Source organism: Pectobacterium sp. F1-1, from assembly GCF_025643735.1.
In the GTDB taxonomy this organism is placed as follows: Bacteria; Pseudomonadota; Gammaproteobacteria; order Enterobacterales; family Enterobacteriaceae; genus Pectobacterium; species Pectobacterium colocasium.
Genome location: NZ_CP104733.1, coordinates 4,764,508 through 4,780,818, shown reverse-complemented (window position 1 = coordinate 4,780,818; position 16,311 = coordinate 4,764,508). Strand labels below are relative to the sequence as shown.

Sequence of the window (16,311 nt, the reverse complement as noted above, 5' to 3'; positions counted from 1 at the left end):
TTTGCTACCCGCTAGAGGGTAAGTTCATCGATGTCTTCTGGGAATAGTTCGGCAGTTAATAGATAGGTAGGTATAGACGCTTTCAGCTTAACGCCTTGCTTATCAACTACGATTACATCCTCTTTTTCATCTAGCATGGTCGCATTCACCGCTTTTGCTACTCGCAAATACGCGACCAGTTCCTCCAGCCCTGACGTCAACGGGGTTTCGTCTACAAGCCTGGCAATCGACATCGGGCCATGTTTTCTCAGGGTGTTAAGGACCTGATAAGCCACCTGTCTTACTTGAACAGCATCGAGACAGTCAAGCACGTGAGCACTTGGTTCTCTTCTATTGGCGTTTTCTTCAACACCCGATGTATCGAGCTTGTCGTCCGGGGTTCTTAATTTGATCGATTCAGGGGATTTAATTTCTATAGGACCAACAGGGAGACTAAGTACCGTTTCCGTTGTCAAATCGAAGCCTTCATCACGCAGCAATACAGCTTGTCTTTCTAGCTTTGAAAGCAATCTATCAACCGCCTGATTTTCGGCAGCAGCGCCACTTTCTATATAGGAACGCAGGCTCTCTTCAGTACGCCGCCTGACACGAAAAACCCTTTCGCTCTCGCGGCTCAGCTCACGCATAAGGTGACTAAGAAACTGATGCTGACTACTGGATAATTGCTGACCGACCGGTCTACTAAGAATGCTACGGAGCTGCTCACGAAATTCCATTGAGCGGTTTTGATCACACAGCAACTGAAAAAAGCCTTCAAACGCACTTCCTGCTTCTGTAGTAGAAAGCAATGCTTCTCTTTCCATTACGGAGAGCAGCACATCCCCACGAGAGATGTCACCTTCTATAATCTGAATCCTGAGTTCTCTATCTAGAGTCCTAATTTCGTCCTCTACACGACGAAAATCACCCGTCAGCACTGAAGCCAGTTGATAGATCTGACGGATTCGCTCTCTTTGATCGGACTCACTTAGAACCGGGACAATCCCCGCTTGAAGCGCCTCGATTTCGCGTTGAATCTCTGCCTTTTTGCTTTCAAGCAAAGTCACTCTCTCATCAACGTTAGGACTAATTGCAACCGCTAAGTCACGAACGGCTTCTTGAACAATACGCAAATGTGAGGCTGTTGTGCCTGAATTGCGTTCATCGAGCCCTTTACAGAATCTAAGTGCTATTTCACTGGCGTCAGTTTTAGTCAGTAAATCATCCATTTCTCGTAACCAGCCATTCTTAATCCATTGATTCAGATAAGTGGCTGCCGACGTCTCGGTTGACCAAATGCCGAGCTCGCGGCTGCGTTCAATCTCAACATCCAACAAGATTCTAGCTCGACCGTAGGGAACTTCACTGTCTTCCAAAAAGAGAGCAGCAATGAACGCAAGGATATAAGGCGCATTATCGGCCTTTAACAACTTCCAAGCTGCGTTCTCGGCAAATAGCCGCCGGTACTTGGCTTGCAAACCTTGGAAGTTCAATCCTTTTCCCCCATACGAATCTCTCTTTACAGGCTGAGGCCACTGATTACTATAAAGCTGAACCCACCTATTGAAAAGCACCCAAAAAATGAATATCTACAAACTAACACAAAGCTAACTGATCCTATGCACAGAGAGCGCTTCATCTGTCGAGAAATAATGCGAACGGCGGTGTTTAATTATATTGAGTGCGATTACAATCGCTGGCGACACCACAATGCCTGTAGTGGTCTCAGCTTGAAACAATTTGAAAATGAAAATCTCGCTCAGGGATGTGTCCATATTACGTGGGTAGGATCACAACCCAAACTGCGATCAACCAAAAAAACCCAGTATGCTTTTTAATCAGCATTACTGGGCTTTTTCATTTTACAAATATTTTGTCACCCGACAGCTATTTACCTTCGTTTTTTAAACATTACTCAACAGTAACGGATTTCGCCAGGTTACGTGGCTGATCGACATCGGTGCCTTTAATCAGCGCGACGTGATAAGACAGCAACTGCAACGGCACCGTATAGAAGATTGGCGCAATCACTTCTTCGATGTGCGGCAGCGGAATAATTTTCATATTTTCGCTGCTGGTGAAACCGGCATCTTCATCAGCAAAGACATACAGCTCACCGCCGCGCGCCCGCACTTCTTCGATGTTGGATTTCAATTTCTCCAACAGTTCGTTGTTCGGTGCCACCACCACAACCGGCATGTCCGCATCAATCAGCGCCAGCGGGCCGTGTTTCAGCTCACCTGCCGCATAGGCTTCCGCGTGGATGTAAGAGATCTCTTTCAGCTTCAGCGCGCCCTCCATCGCGATCGGATACTGATCGCCACGACCAAGGAACAGCGCATGGTGCTTGTCAGAGAAACCTTCTGCCAGAGATTCGATGAGCTTGTCCTGAGACAGCATCTGCTCAATACGCGCAGGCAGCGCCTGCAAACCATGAACGATATCATGCTCCATCTGCGCATCCATACCGCGCAGACGGCCAACGCGCGCCACCAGCATCAGCAGAACGGTAAGCTGGGTAGTGAAGGCTTTGGTCGACGCCACGCCAATCTCTACGCCCGCTTTGGTCATCAGCGCCAGATCGGATTCACGCACCAGCGAGGAACCCGCAACGTTACAAATGGCCAGCGAACCCAGATAGCTCAGCTCCTTGGACAAACGCAGTGCCGCCAGTGTATCTGCGGTTTCACCGGACTGAGACAGGGTAATCATCAGGCTGTTCTTACGCACGGCAGGCTTGCGATAGCGGAATTCGGAAGCAATCTCCACGTCGCACGGAATACCGGCCAGTGATTCAAACCAGTAACGGGAAACCATACCGGAGTTGTAGGATGTACCGCAGGCAATGATCTGAACGTGTTCAACCTTCGCCAACAGCTCATCCGCTTTCGGGCCTAACTCAGACAGATTGATCTCGCCATGGCTGAAACGCCCTTCAAGGGTGTTCTTGATTGCCATCGGCTGTTCGTAGATCTCTTTCTGCATGTAGTGACGATACGCGCCTTTGTCGCCGGCATCGTAATTCACTTTTGATTCAATTTCTTCGCGTACGGCAATCTGGCCGGATTTATCAAACACGCGTACGTCACGGCGGGTAATTTCCGCGATGTCGCCTTCTTCCAGGAACATGAAACGGCGAGTCACTGGCAGCAGCGCCAGCTGATCGGAGGCGATGAAGTTTTCACCGACACCACGGCCAATCACCAGCGGGCTACCAGAACGTGCGGCAACCAGTACGCTTGGGTCACGGTTATCCAACACCACCATGCCATACGCACCGCGCAACTGTGGGATCACACGCTTAACGATTTCAACCAGCGTTCCGCCGTTCTGCTGCTGTTCGAAATGAACCAGATGGGCAACCACTTCCGTATCGGTTTCAGAAACAAAGCGATAGCCGCGACCGATCAGCAGTTCGCGCAGCGGCTCATGGTTTTCGATAATGCCGTTATGGACGATAGTGATATGTTCAGAAACATGCGGGTGTGCGTTCTCTTCAGAAGGTTCGCCGTGCGTTGCCCAACGAGTATGGGCAATTCCCGTACCGCCGCGCAGCTCATGTTCATCGGCAGCCTGAGACAGCACCTGCACTTTTCCCAGACGACGCAAACGAGCGACATGTCCTTCGCTGTCAACAACCGCCAGGCCCGCAGAGTCATAGCCGCGGTACTCAAGACGGCGTAAACCTTCCAGCAAAATTTCAGCAACATCACGTTGCGCAACAGCGCCTACAATTCCACACATCGATGGTATTCCTATAAAAGTGACATATTGTGTCACCAGGGATGTCTTAGACCTGATTGTTCCGGTTTTTCCGGGTTCCCCGAGCCTTGTAGAGAGTTGGGGATTATTATGTTTTGTTCTGTGCTCGGGAATAGGCCAAAGCACAGGGCAAAACCGCCTCCGCCGCGTGCGGAGGCATCAAATATTATTTCTTTTTCACTGGCCGTACCCAGCCGGAAATATGCCGCTGTTTCACGCGGCCGACCACCAGCTCATTCTCTGCTACATCACGCGTAACCGTTGTTCCCGCACCAATGGTCGCACCGCTGGCAACGCTAACGGGCGCTACCAATTGCGTAGCCGAGCCAACAAACACATCGTCGCCAATCACCGTTTTGTGTTTATTCGCACCGTCATAATTACAGGTGATCGTTCCCGCGCCAATATTAACACCGGAACCGATATCCGCATCCCCCAAATAGCTCAAGTGGCCTGCTTTTGAGCCTTTACCTAAACGCGCCTTTTTCAATTCGACAAAGTTACCGACATGCGCGCCTTCAGCCAGCTCTGCACCTGGGCGCAAACGGGCAAACGGGCCAACGGTACACGCAGCTTCTAACACCGCGTCTTCCAACACCGAGTAAGGGCTTATCTCACAATCGTCGCCAATGATGCTGTTTTTAATCACACAGCCTGCGCCGATTTTCACCCGGTTGCCTAGCTTAACATTGCCTTCCACGACGACATTGACATCAATCACCACATCGCGACCATGGGTCAGCTCACCACGCAGATCAAACCGTGCCGGGTCGAGCAGCATCACACCGGCCAGCAACAGTTTATCCGCCTGCTCACGTTGATAAACCCGCTCTAGCGCCGACAGTTGCAGGCGATTATTAACGCCCTCCACTTCACTCAGTCGCTCGGGATGGACCGCTTCAACACGCTGACCTTCTTCCGCTGCCATCGCAATAATATCGGTGATGTAAAACTCGCCTTGTGAGTTATTGTTGTTCAACTGGCTTAACCAACGCTTCAAATCCTTGCCGTTCGCAATCAAAATGCCGGTATTGATCTCGTTAATCTGGCGCTGTTCTTCACTAGCATCTTTGTGCTCGACGATCCCGACTACGGCACCGTTTTCACGCACAATTCGCCCATAGCCCGTTGGATCGCTCAACTTCACCGTCAACAGGCCGATACCGCCCTGCGGCTTAGCCTGACGTAAACGCCCCAGGGTTTGTGAAGAAATCAGCGGCACATCGCCATACAACATCAGGATGTCTTCATCATCGGCAAAATGAGGAGCAGCTTGCTGCATGGCATGACCGGTTCCGAGTTGTTCCGCTTGTAATACCCAGTTCAAGGCCGGATCGGTCAATTCACGTTTTAGCAAATCACCGCCGTGACCGTATACCAGATGAACGTGTTGTGCGCCTGTCGTCATTGCCGCATCAATGACGTGCTGAACCATCGGCTTACCTGCCAGCTTATGTAACACCTTGGGAAGGTCGGAATACATACGGGTTCCTTTACCCGCAGCAAGGATCACCACACTCATAGCACTATTTGACATAAGCATCCTGACAGTGCGAAGCCACCGCTCCGCAAGAATAAAAATGGCTAGCCTGTTACGGCATGAATAACCAGAGTTTACCGAAACTCATACATAACGCGGATACTTTTTGGTGAGTTTTTTCTGAAAATCTCGCACAACGCGGCGAATACTCCTGGTGGGAGGGTGAAGTCCCCAAAAACAGAAATGGCACGAAGTTTCATAAAAAACAGACTTTGTTTTTAAGTATTTCCATTTGTGACACACGCAAAAGAAACAGCGTTTCATTTATAGCAATATACGCGGGCGAATAATTCAATAACGAAGGAGACACAATGAAACGTTGTTCTTCACCAAAATGTGGTTCTTTACGGAAACACCGTTCTTCACGCCTCGCAGCCGTCGCGTTGACGAATGCATTACTTTTCAGCTTCAGTACACACGCCGCGACAGAATCAGCACCAGTCTGGCACGGTATCGCCTTTGGCCAATCAACAGACGTAAACTTCTCATCCAATGTCCTGCCGGAAAAAATTGGTGTTAATGACGTCACCATCAACGGCAAGAAATTAGCGCCGGGAGATAACGCGGATTTGTCCGCTCCGATCACGATCGAGAGCCGTGGCGGAAAGATTGCTAACACCCATGACGGGCTGACGTTTTTCTATACGCAGTTGCCTGCTAATGTGAATTTCACGCTTCAGTCTGACATTACCGTAGAACAGTTTGGGCCAGAAAACGGTGCCAAACCTGCGGCTCAGGAAGGGGCGGGGATTCTGGTGCGCGATATTATAGGCGTGCCGCGTCAGGAACCGCTGAAAGAAGGGTATGAAGAATTCCCTGCCGCATCCAACATGGTGATGAACGCCATCATGACGCAGGATAAAAAGTCTCATACCGAAATCAAGCTACAGGCGATTTTGCGTAATGGCGTAACGCAGCCGTGGGGCAACGCAGGCGCGAAGATTACCAAAACCAGCTATCAGGAAAATGTGAATCTGGATCAAACGCCGACCTTCCGTCTGAAACTGGAGCGCACCAACGACGGCTTTATCACCTCTTATGCACCGAAAGGCACGGATAACTGGGTCTCTAAAGAAGTCAAAGGTGCGGACGTCGTTACCAAGCTGGATAAAGACCACTACTACGTCGGTTTCTTTGCTTCTCGTAACGCCAAAATCACCGTCAGCAATGCTCAGTTGACCACCACGCCGGCGCAAACCAAAGCGTCACCGGAGTTTAAGGCTAAGGCTTATGATCCTTTGCTTCAGGTGATGTCATCGCCTAAAACCACCAGCGAACACTATGTTGTACAGGCGAAAGCCAATTACAACGGCACAATTACCGTATCACAAGACGGTAAATCGCTGGGTGATGCCAAGCAGGTAAAAGCGGGAGAGACCTTCTCTCTGCCAGCGAAAATTGCCGGCAACAGTGCTGAGTTCAAGATAGCCTATCAGCCTGCGGAAGGGGATGATAAAGCGGTAAAAGAGAGCACATTCAAGGTTGAAAAAGTGGCCTATACAGACGCTAAAAATCTGTATGTTTCGCCACAAGGTTCAGCCAGCAATGACGGCAGTAAAAATGCACCGCTCGATTTTGCCAGCGCCGTCGCCGCTCTGCCAGCAGGCGGCACCATTTGGCTCAGCGATGGTGATTACAACGCGTCTGAAATCCCTGTCAGCGCCAGCGGCCAGCAAAAAGCCGTCAAAAACCTGTTTACTGTCGGTAATAAAGCCGTCATTCATGGCCTGCAACTGAAAGCGAGCCATTGGCATGTTAAAGGGATTGAAATCACAGAGAAACCGTTCCGTATCGAGGGTAGCTACAACACCATCGAACGCGTTCTGGCGCATCACGCTGACGATACCGGTATTCAGGTGACCTCAACAGCCGATGTGGGCAGACCGCTGTGGGCCAGTCATAACCTGATTCTGAATTCAGAATCTCACAGTAATCAGGACCCAGGCAAAATTAACGCCGATGGTTTCGCGGTGAAAATGCGTGTGGGTGAAGGCAACGTGATTCGCGGCGCGTTCTCGCACAACAATATCGATGACGGCTTCGACCTGTTTAACAAAATTGAAGACGGCGCAAACGGCGTTGTGGTGATCGAGAACTCAATTGCCATGAACAACACTAGCAACGGCTTCAAAATGGGTGGCGAAGGTCAGCCGGTGGCGCATCAGGTTAAACACAGCATTGCCGTGGGTAACAAGCTTGATGGTTTCACTGACAACTTCAACCCTGGCGCACTGATCGTTGAAGACAACATCGCGTTAGATAACGAACGCTTTAACTTTATTTTCCGCCCAAGCCCTTACTCTGGCCCGGAAAAACAAGGCGTCTTCAAGAACAACATTTCACTGAAGACCAAAGCGGGTAAATATGATGATGCGGTTGTCGGCAATATCGATAACACCAACTATTTCATCAAAGGCGACCGCTCTGTTAACGCGCAAGGTAAGGAAATCACCGTAAATAACTTCGTATCGGTAACCGTACCTGAAACGTTTACACGTGATGCCAAAGGCAATCTGGTACTTGGCGACTTCCTGAAGAAAAAATAAGGGCTTCAAGTATCCCAATTAAGGTGGTGGGAAACCCATTTACCGAACGGAAACGGTAGTAACGGAATAGAAGAGTAAAGCGTTTGCGCCATGGATGGCGCAAGCCGAGCGTACATGGACGTATTCACAGCGTCTTTACGATCTATCCGTTACTATCGCTCGACGCACTTTGTCATACCAAAAATGCCTGCTCTCGCAGGCATTTTTGGTATGTAACATAGACTTAAGTGCAAAAAGGCCAGTCAGTGTGAACTGACTGGCCTTCAATTATTGCAAGCTTATCTGTTACATCGCTTTTCTGGTCAGCTCGATAACGCGCAGCTTCGCAATCGCTTTGCTCAGCTCTGCTGAAGCCTGAGCATAATCCACATCGCCATGCGAATTACGGATATGATCTTCAGCTTTGCGTTTCGCTTCCAGCGCACGTGCTTCATCCAGATCCTGCCCACGGATAGCGGTATCAGACAGAACGGTAACTGCGTTCGGTTGCACCTCAAGGATGCCGCCAGAAAGATAAATATACTCTTCCTCACCGTGCTGCTTAACGATACGAACCATACCAGGCTTAATGGCAGTAAGCAGAGGGGCATGTCCCGGATAAATACCCAGTTCGCCTTCGCTCCCCGTTACCTGGATCTTCTGCACCAGACCGGAGAACATTTGCTGTTCTGCACTCACGACATCCAGATGGTAAGTCATAGCCATGTCACCCTCCTACAAGGCGTTACAGTTTCTTGGCTTTTTCCACAACTTCTTCAATGGAACCAACCATGTAGAACGCCTGCTCTGGCAGGTGGTCGTATTCGCCTTCCATAATCCCTTTAAAGCCACGGATCGTGTCTTTCAGGGCAACATATTTACCAGGAGAACCGGTAAATACTTCCGCTACGAAGAACGGCTGTGACAGGAAGCGCTGAATTTTACGAGCACGAGATACCACCAGCTTGTCTTCTTCAGACAGCTCGTCCATACCCAGAATCGCGATGATGTCTTTCAGTTCCTGATAACGTTGCAGGATAGACTGCACGCCACGGGCAACATCATAGTGTTCCTGACCAACAACCAACGGATCCAACTGACGGCTGGTGGAATCCAGCGGGTCAACGGCCGGGTAGATACCCAGAGAAGCGATCTGACGGCTCAGTACCACGGTTGCATCCAAGTGAGCAAAAGTGGTGGCTGGAGATGGGTCAGTCAAGTCATCCGCAGGAACGTAAACGGCCTGCACGGAAGTGATAGAACCGGTTTTGGTTGAGGTGATACGTTCTTGCAGAACGCCCATCTCTTCCGCCAGCGTCGGCTGATAACCCACCGCAGAAGGCATACGACCCAGCAGTGCAGATACTTCAGTACCGGCCAGGGTATAACGATAGATGTTATCGACGAACAGCAGTACGTCACGGCCTTCATCACGGAATTTTTCCGCCATGGTCAGACCGGTCAATGCGACGCGCAGACGGTTACCTGGTGGCTCGTTCATCTGGCCATAAACCAGTGATACTTTGTCGATTACGTTGGAATCGGTCATTTCGTGGTAGAAGTCGTTACCTTCACGGGTACGTTCACCCACGCCTGCAAACACGGAGTAACCGGAGTGCTCGATCGCGATGTTACGGATCAGCTCCATCATGTTTACGGTTTTACCTACGCCCGCACCACCGAACAGACCCACTTTACCGCCCTTGGCAAACGGACACATCAGGTCGATAACCTTGATGCCGGTTTCCAGCAGTTCCTGTGAGTTTGACAGCTCTTCATAGCTTGGCGCTGCGCGGTGAATAGCCCAACGCTCTTCTTCGCCGATGTCGCCTTTCATGTCGATGGGATCACCCAACACGTTCATGATACGACCCAGCGTTGCTTTACCTACCGGTACTTCGATCGGGTGGTTCAGGTTATTCACGTTCAACCCGCGACGCAGACCGTCAGAAGAACCCATTGCGATACAACGAACAATGCCGCCGCCTAACTGCTGCTGCACTTCCAGCACCAGTTTTTCAGCGCCGTTCTCTACCTCAAGCGCATCGTACACCTTCGGTACGGCATCTTGCGGGAACTCGACGTCCACCACGGCGCCGATTACCTGGATAATCTTTCCAGTAGCCATCTTGAATCCTCTACGTAATTCGACAATACGTAATTCGTAAACCTGCTTTAAACCGCGGAGGCTCCCCCGACGATTTCGGTGAGTTCCTGGGTAATGCTGGCCTGACGAGCTTTGTTGTATACCAACTGCAGCTCTTTGATCAGGCTACCGCCGTTATCGGTCGCGGCTTTCATCGCAACCATTCGCGCGGCCTGCTCACTGGCCAGATTTTCTACGACGCCCTGATAAACCTGAGATTCCACATAACGGCGCAGCAGGGTATCCAGCAGCGACTTAGGATCGGGTTCATACAGGTAATCCCAGGATTTCTTCTTCAACTCACCGTCATCCGAAGGCGGTAACGGTAACACTTGAACAACAAGCGGTTCCTGAGACATGGTATTGATAAACTTGTTGCTTACGATATACAGCTTGTCCAGACGACCTTCGTCATAGGCTTGCAGCATAACTTTAACCGGGCCGATCAGTTCTGATACGGAAGGGTTATCTCCCATACCGGTAACCTGAGCAACAATGTTTCCGCCTACCGAACCGAAGAAAGAAACCGCTTTGGAACCAATCAGCGCTAAATCAGTTTCAACGCCTTTGTCGCTCCAGGATTTCATATCAGCCAACAGTTTCTTGAACAGGTTAATGTTCAAGCCACCGCACAGGCCACGGTCAGTAGACACCACCAAATACCCAACACGCTTAACATCGCGTTCTTCCAGGTACGGGTGTTTATATTCCAGATTTCCTAACGCAAGGTGACCAATCACATTGCGTATGGTTTCCGCATAAGGACGGCTGGCCGCCATACGATCCTGCGATTTACGCATTTTGGAAGCGGCGACCATTTCCATTGCTTTGGTGATCTTCTGCGTATTTTGGACGCTTGCGATCTTACTACGTATCTCTTTTGCGCCGGCCATCTTTGCTTCTCCTCAAAGCCTTGCGGCCTGCTTTACAGCAGGCCACCGGGCGTTACCAGGACTGGGTTGCCTTAAAAGTATCGAGGATGCCTTTAAATTTGCCCTCGATCTCATCGTTATAAGCGCCAGTTTGGTCGATTTGTTGCAGAAGTTCGCCATGCTCACGATCGGCGTAAGCCAGCAGTGCCGCTTCAAAGCTACCGACTTTCGACAGCTCAACATCTTCCAGATAACCACGTTCCGCCGCAAACAGAACCAGAGACTGCTGTGCGACAGACATCGGCGCATACTGTTTCTGCTTCAACAGCTCGGTCACTTTCTGACCGTGGCTCAACTGCTTACGGGTTGCATCATCAAGATCGGAAGCGAACTGAGAGAATGCCGCCAGTTCACGGTACTGTGCCAGAGCGGTACGAATACCACCGGACAGTTTCTTCATGATCTTGGTCTGTGCTGCACCACCCACACGGGATACGGAGATCCCTGGGTTAACCGCAGGACGAATACCGGCGTTAAACAGGTTGGATTCCAGGAAGATCTGACCATCGGTAATAGAAATTACGTTGGTCGGAACGAACGCAGAAACGTCACCTGCTTGCGTTTCGATGATCGGCAGAGCGGTCAACGAACCGGTTTTCCCCTTCACTTCACCCTTGGTGAATGCTTCAACGTAATCGGCGTTAACGCGCGATGCACGCTCCAGCAAACGGGAGTGGAGATAGAAAACGTCACCAGGATAAGCTTCACGACCTGGTGGACGACGGAGCAGCAGAGAAATCTGACGATAAGCAACGGCCTGTTTGGACAGGTCATCATAAATAATCAGCGCATCTTCACCGCGGTCGCGGAAATACTCACCCATCGCACAGCCGGCATACGGTGCCAGATATTGCAGAGCAGCAGACTCGGACGCGGTAGCAACGACAACAATAGTGTTTTCCAGTGCGCCGTGCTCTTCCAGTTTACGCACCACGTTAGAAATCGTGGAGGCTTTCTGGCCGATAGCGACGTACACACATTTGATACCGGAATCACGCTGGTTGATGATGGCGTCGATAGCCAGAGCAGTTTTACCCGTCTGACGGTCACCGATAATCAGCTCACGCTGACCACGACCGATTGGAATCATGGCATCAACGGACTTATAGCCCGTTTGTACCGGCTCATCAACGGATTGACGTTCGATAACGCCAGGCGCAATCGCTTCAACCGCAGAGAAACCGTCGTGATCCAGTGCGCCTTTACCGTCAATCGGTGCGCCCAGCGTGTTGACCACACGGCCCAGCAGGCCACGGCCAACGGGAACTTCAAGAATACGGCCGGTGCATTTTACTTTCATGCCTTCAGCCAGATCCGCATACGGACCCATGACGACCGCACCCACGGAGTCGCGCTCCAGGTTCAGAGCGATCGCATAACGGTTACCCGGCAGAGAGATCATCTCTCCCTGCATCACGTCTGCCAGACCGTGGACGCGGATGATTCCGTCACTGACGGAAACAATAGTACCTTCATTGTGAGCTTCGCTCACCACATTGAACTGAGCAATGCGCTGCTTGATCAGTTCGCTGATTTCGGTGGAATTCAGTTGCATGCTCCAGTCCCCTTAAGACTGCAAGACGTCTGCCAGACGTTCCAGACGACCGCGAATGCTGCCATCTATCACCATATCGCCCGCGCGGATAACCACGCCGGCCATGACAGACTTATCAATTTTGCAATTCAGCTTCACTTTGCGTGACAGACGTTTTTCCATAGCGGCAGCGATCTTCGACAGCTGCTGCTCACTCAACGTGTTGGCAGAAATCACATCGACGTCAACCGTCGATTCCAGAGCCGCCCGCAGTTGAATAAATTGTTCCAGCACTTCAGGAAGTACCGGTAAACGTCCGTTTTCGGCCATAACCCTAATCAGGTTCTGACCGGCTTCATCAAGTTGATCACCACAAACGGCAATAAATGTTTTCGCCAGCTCAATCGGTGCAACCGCACCGGAAAGCAGCTCGGCAATCTGCTCATTGCGCGCTACTTCGGCCGAAAACGCCAGCATGTTCTGCCAGCGATCCAAGGCCTGATTCTCAACCGCAAAGTCAAAAGCTGCTTTGGCGTAGGGGCGAGCTACCGTGACAAATTCAGACATCAGCCCCTCCCTCCTTACAGTTCAGCGACCAGTTTATCAACGATGTCGCTGTTAGCAGCTTCATCCACGGAACGTTCAATAATTTTCTCGGCACCGGCAATCGCCAATACGGCAACTTGCTTACGCAGCTCTTCACGAGCGCGTTTACGTTCGGCTTCAATTTCAGCCTGCGCCTGAGCCACAATCTTGTTACGTTCAGCTTCCGCTTCAGCTTTCGCCTCATCCAGGATCTGAGCACGGCGTTTGTTCGCCTGCTCGATGATAACCTGAGCATCCGCTTTGGCTTTCTTCAGTTGATCTGTCGCATTGGCCTGAGCCAAGTTCAAATCTTTTTTGGCACGTTCAGCAGAAGCCAGACCGTCAGCAATTTCTTTCTGACGTTTCTCGATGGCTGCCATCATAGGCGGCCATACATACTTCATGCAGAACCAGACAAACAGGACGAACGCAATGGCCTGGCCGAGGATTGTTGCATTAATATTCACAGCACAATGCCTCTTTCAAAGTTAAATAAGTTGATGTTTTAACCTCAGCAGAAAACATTCTGCTTAGGCCACCGCAAACATCACATACAGCCCCAGACCAACAGCGATCATCGGGATGGCGTCAACCAGACCCATGACGATAAAGAACTGTGTACGCAGTAAAGGAATCAGGTCAGGCTGGCGAGCAGCACCTTCCAAGAATTTACCACCCAGAATGCCGATACCGATCGCAGCACCGATTGCCGCCAAACCCATCATTAACGCGGCAGCCATGTACAGCAGATCCACACTCAGGTTTTCCATGACAGTCTCCAGTTTGTTTCAGTTAAAAACGTTATTTGTTGAAAGAAAATCAATGCTCTTCAGATGCCATCGAGAGATAAACAACCGTCAGAACCATGAAAATAAAAGCCTGAAGCGTAATAATCAAAATGTGGAAAATAGCCCAAGGCACATTTAACAGCCATTGTGACCACCACGGCAACAGACCGGCAATCAGGATGAAGATCAACTCACCCGCATACATATTGCCAAACAGTCGCAAGCCTAAAGAAATAGGTTTGGACAGCAGGCTGACACCTTCAAGAATCAGGTTAATAGGAATAAATACTGGATGGTTGAACGGCTGCATGGTCAGTTCTTTAACAAAACCACCGAGACCCTTCATTTTGATGCTGTAGAACAGAACCAGGATAAACACCCCAAGCGCCATCGACAGCGTAATGTTCACGTCAGCTGTCGGCACAGCACGCAGATAAGCATGCGCCGGATCGTATCCCAGCAGACTATAGATACCCGCCCAGGCTTGCGGCAACAGATCTATAGGCAGCAGATCCATCAGGTTCATCAGGAAAACCCAGACGAAAATGGTCAGTGCCAGAGGAGCAATCAGTTTGCTTTTGCCATGGAACATATCGCGCACGGTACCATCAACGAAACCGATAACCAGTTCGACGGCCGTTTGCAGCTTACCTGGCACACCGCTGGTTGCACGCTTAGCGACACGGTGAAAGATAACCAGAAAGAGGATCCCAAGAGCGATGGAGAAAAACATCGAATCGACGTTGATCGACCAAAAACCCGTCCCTACCTGCAAATGGTGCAAGTGGTGACTGATATACTCTTGCGGAGTAGAGATTTCTCCAGCAGCCATGATGTCCCTTACCCTTTTGTTGTTAACTACGGTAACGATTAATTACGGCCGGTGCCACGATCTGCATAATCAGCACCGATAAATAAGTCAGGCCAAGCGGAAAAAATGCCGCTTTAAACACGCCTAACGCCACCACTAACAGTGCAATGGTGATAAATACCTTGAGCGCCTCGCCAATCGCGAATGACCAGGCCACACGCCCATCAGCGGGCTTGTGCGACTGATGACGCAAGGCAAACAGCACAAACAAAACATTCGGCAACCAGGCTGCCAATCCCCCACCTAATGCAGAAGCGGCAGCATTGACGCTATTGAGGCTGAAAACAGCACTCAACAAAGCAAAAGTCACTAACTGTAACAACAGCAGCCTGAAGGCTACTTTTCCGCTGTAAAGGGATACAGGCATGACGTTTGCTCTCTCCGTACCTTTTCAGAGGTATACCGAATGACGTATAAAACTGCCTTTACACCATTGAGTCAAGCAGCAAAAAACGAGCAAATTATACGGGTCATACCTGCGAATTCAATCGATAAGTAGCGAAAAGGTGAACAATTATTTAAATTTCTTTCTGAAGCCCCGTTTTTACTAACAATCATCCCTGATCACGTCTGGTGTAATTAATTTCTAAAGGCCTCCAATCTGTGATGTGACTCACATAAAAGGCTTTTCGACTGTTTATAACAGAACGTGCTTTTTTTTGCCGCCAGCAAAACAATCTATTTATTTTATTTAATTTCAATAACTTATAAAAATATCGATTCAGAAAACGTAACAAACAACGTTTCAACCACCTATTGACATTATTGATATCGTTTTTTTACTCAATTAACACAAAAATAACTAAATTTTGATGCCGATGATTTATTTTCGTTCGTTATTATTCAGTGCGAAAGCAAAAGGAGGGCGCTGAAAAAACGAAGATGTAAAATTTCAGTGATCGTGATGCGTTCTGGAACGTTGCCACCGATAAATGAGGTGGTAACGTCACACGCAATATTTAGTTATAATTTTTTTGATAAAAAACAAAATTAGTTTGGTTTAAGCACGACCAAATGGCGCTCACCTTCCAGTTCGGGAACAGATAAGCGAACGACCTGATCCAATAGGACACCTTGTGGCAAGGATGACAATTCATCCTCTGGAAGTACGCCTTTTAGCGCATAAAATCGCCCTGTCGATCTGGCTGGAAGATGGCTGCACCAGCTAATCATGTCATGCAGAGAAGCAAATGCCCGACTGATCACGCCATCAAAAGGCGGCTCTGCCGGAAATTCTTCAACGCGACTTTGCACCGGCGTGATGTTTTCAAGTTGCAGTTCATGCTGAACCTGACGCAGGAAACGTACACGCTTACCCAGGCTATCCAGCAAGGTAAAATGCGAATCAGGGCGAACAATCGCTAATGGAATCCCCGGCAACCCAGGCCCTGTTCCGACATCGATAAAACGTTGCCCGTGTAAATGTGGCTCAACCACGATACTGTCCATGATGTGGCGGACAAGCATTTGCTGCGGATCGCGTACAGACGTCAGGTTATAAGCCTTGTTCCACTTATTCAGCATGTCAACATACTGTATCAGAAGATTTTTTTGCTTATCTGAAATCACAATGCTAGCCGCGTTTAGCAGATTATCGAGTGTGTTGCGCACAATAATATCCCGATGAAAAATATGAGGTTAATAATAAA

General features: G+C 49.8%; 14 protein-coding genes and 1 pseudogene. 2 read left to right on the top strand and 13 right to left on the bottom strand.

Features of this window, described 5'->3' with window-relative positions; genetic code table 11:
* Nucleotides 1–11: 11 nt before the first annotated feature.
* Nucleotides 12–1,472, bottom strand: coding sequence for a DUF3375 domain-containing protein (locus NAL19_RS21460; RefSeq protein ID WP_263058401.1), 1,461 nt, complete (start codon nucleotides 1,470–1,472; stop codon nucleotides 12–14).
* 126 nt (nucleotides 1,473–1,598) lie between these two features.
* On the opposite strand from NAL19_RS21460, the pseudogene NAL19_RS21455 reads away from it, so the two are divergent.
* Nucleotides 1,599–1,739, top strand: a pseudogene (locus NAL19_RS21455) (IS3 family transposase); the annotation flags it as partial.
* 151 nt (nucleotides 1,740–1,890) lie between these two features.
* Here the strand turns inward: NAL19_RS21455 and glmS are convergent.
* A complete protein-coding gene (gene glmS / locus NAL19_RS21450) occupies nucleotides 1,891–3,723 on the bottom strand; it encodes a glutamine--fructose-6-phosphate transaminase (isomerizing) (protein WP_263058400.1) in 1,833 nt (610 codons plus the stop codon).
* A 184-nt stretch (nucleotides 3,724–3,907) separates the two neighbouring features.
* Nucleotides 3,908–5,278, bottom strand: coding sequence for a bifunctional UDP-N-acetylglucosamine diphosphorylase/glucosamine-1-phosphate N-acetyltransferase GlmU (glmU, locus tag NAL19_RS21445; RefSeq protein ID WP_263058399.1), 1,371 nt, complete (start codon nucleotides 5,276–5,278; stop codon nucleotides 3,908–3,910).
* Nucleotides 5,279–5,592: 314 nt separating this feature from the next.
* On the opposite strand from glmU, the gene pelX reads away from it, so the two are divergent.
* Nucleotides 5,593–7,827, top strand: coding sequence for a pectate disaccharide-lyase PelX (gene pelX / locus NAL19_RS21440; RefSeq protein WP_263058398.1), 2,235 nt, complete (start codon nucleotides 5,593–5,595; stop codon nucleotides 7,825–7,827).
* 285 nt (nucleotides 7,828–8,112) lie between these two features.
* Here pelX and NAL19_RS21435 read toward each other — a convergent pair whose 3' ends face one another.
* The 10 genes from NAL19_RS21435 to rsmG all read right to left on the bottom strand — a co-directional run bounded on the left by NAL19_RS21435 (nucleotide 8,113) and on the right by rsmG (nucleotide 16,273).
* Complete coding sequence (locus tag NAL19_RS21435; RefSeq protein WP_263058397.1) at nucleotides 8,113–8,532, bottom strand: F0F1 ATP synthase subunit epsilon; 420 nt, start codon at nucleotides 8,530–8,532, stop codon at nucleotides 8,113–8,115.
* Nucleotides 8,533–8,551: 19 nt separating this feature from the next.
* Complete coding sequence (gene atpD, locus NAL19_RS21430) at nucleotides 8,552–9,934, bottom strand: F0F1 ATP synthase subunit beta (protein ID WP_263058396.1); 1,383 nt, start codon at nucleotides 9,932–9,934, stop codon at nucleotides 8,552–8,554.
* Between the two features lie 47 nt (nucleotides 9,935–9,981).
* Nucleotides 9,982–10,845: a F0F1 ATP synthase subunit gamma gene (gene atpG / locus NAL19_RS21425; protein ID WP_015842330.1), complete on the bottom strand. Its 864-nt coding sequence runs from the start codon at nucleotides 10,843–10,845 to the stop codon at nucleotides 9,982–9,984.
* A 52-nt stretch (nucleotides 10,846–10,897) separates the two neighbouring features.
* Nucleotides 10,898–12,439 carry a F0F1 ATP synthase subunit alpha gene (gene atpA, locus NAL19_RS21420; protein WP_005976551.1) on the bottom strand — a complete coding sequence of 514 codons (1,542 nt, stop codon included), beginning with the start codon at nucleotides 12,437–12,439 and terminating at the stop codon, nucleotides 10,898–10,900.
* Nucleotides 12,440–12,451: 12 nt separating this feature from the next.
* The gene (atpH, locus tag NAL19_RS21415) at nucleotides 12,452–12,985 is read right to left on the bottom strand and encodes a F0F1 ATP synthase subunit delta (RefSeq protein WP_039363754.1); all 534 of its coding nucleotides are present in this window, start codon (nucleotides 12,983–12,985) and stop codon (nucleotides 12,452–12,454) included.
* Between the two features lie 14 nt (nucleotides 12,986–12,999).
* Nucleotides 13,000–13,470, bottom strand: a complete 471-nt coding sequence (atpF, locus tag NAL19_RS21410; protein ID WP_010681466.1) for a F0F1 ATP synthase subunit B — start codon at nucleotides 13,468–13,470, stop codon at nucleotides 13,000–13,002.
* A 63-nt stretch (nucleotides 13,471–13,533) separates the two neighbouring features.
* On the bottom strand, nucleotides 13,534–13,773 hold the full coding sequence (gene atpE / locus NAL19_RS21405) for a F0F1 ATP synthase subunit C (protein ID WP_005976545.1): 240 nt from the start codon (nucleotides 13,771–13,773) through the stop codon (nucleotides 13,534–13,536).
* A 49-nt stretch (nucleotides 13,774–13,822) separates the two neighbouring features.
* Nucleotides 13,823–14,623, bottom strand: coding sequence for a F0F1 ATP synthase subunit A (gene atpB / locus NAL19_RS21400; protein WP_180743537.1), 801 nt, complete (start codon nucleotides 14,621–14,623; stop codon nucleotides 13,823–13,825).
* A 22-nt stretch (nucleotides 14,624–14,645) separates the two neighbouring features.
* Nucleotides 14,646–15,029 (bottom strand): F0F1 ATP synthase subunit I, encoded by a 384-nt coding sequence (gene atpI / locus NAL19_RS21395; protein ID WP_180743538.1) that lies wholly within the window; start codon nucleotides 15,027–15,029, stop codon nucleotides 14,646–14,648.
* Nucleotides 15,030–15,652: 623 nt separating this feature from the next.
* Entirely contained in the window at nucleotides 15,653–16,273 is a 621-nt protein-coding gene (gene rsmG / locus NAL19_RS21390; RefSeq protein ID WP_263058395.1) for a 16S rRNA (guanine(527)-N(7))-methyltransferase RsmG, read from the bottom strand.
* Nucleotides 16,274–16,311: the final 38 nt, after the last annotated feature.